Source organism: Psychrobacter sp. 1U2 (genome assembly GCF_051847575.1).
Window position 1 is genome coordinate 1 of record NZ_JBPYDC010000858.1, and the last position, 801, is coordinate 801.

Annotated in this window: 1 protein-coding gene; it reads right to left on the reverse strand. The window is 49.7% G+C overall.

The window, feature by feature from the left end:
* The coding region (locus tag ACS8FD_RS19160) for a DNA gyrase subunit A (RefSeq protein WP_439277028.1) at positions 1-801 on the reverse strand (801 nt) is incomplete at both ends.

Below are 801 nucleotides of genomic sequence, written 5' to 3' on the forward strand. Positions count from 1 at the left end.
GTTTCACCGCGGCGTAAGTCGATGGCGATGCGCATGCCTTCTTTGTCAGACTCATCACGAATCTCAGTAATGCCTTCGATTTTTTTATCACGCACCAGCTCAGCAATACGTTCAATGAGCTTAGCTTTATTGGCTTGATACGGCACTTCAGTGAAGACGATACGCTCGCGATCACGATTGACACCTGTGTCACTCATCGGCTCGATATGATAGCGACCCCGTATATGCAGACGACCTTTACCCGTACGATAAGCATCTAAAATACCCGCACGACCATAAATGATACCGCCCGTCGGGAAGTCAGGGCCTGAGATATGACTCATCAGCTCCTCGCCTGATACTTGCGGGTTTTCAGCATAAGCTAGGCAGGCATTAATCACCTCAGTCAGGTTGTGCGGCGCCATATTGGTCGCCATACCGACCGCAATGCCTGTTGCACCATTGACCAATAAATTAGGAATACGCGCTGGCATCACGCTTGGCATGCGCTCAGAGCCGTCGTAGTTGTCTTCCCAATCGACCGTGTCTTTATCCAAATCAGCGAGCATCTGGTGGGTCAGTTTGGTCATACGTACTTCGGTATAACGCATCGCTGCCGGAGGATCATCATCAATCGAGCCAAAGTTACCTTGACCGTCAACCATTGGATAGCGCAAGCTGAAATCCTGCGCCATACGTACGATAGCATCATAGACCGCACTATCACCATGTGGATGATACTTACCGATGACGTCACCGACCACACGTGCTGATTTTTTATAGGGCTTGTTATAATCGTTTGATAGCACGTGCATGGCGTAC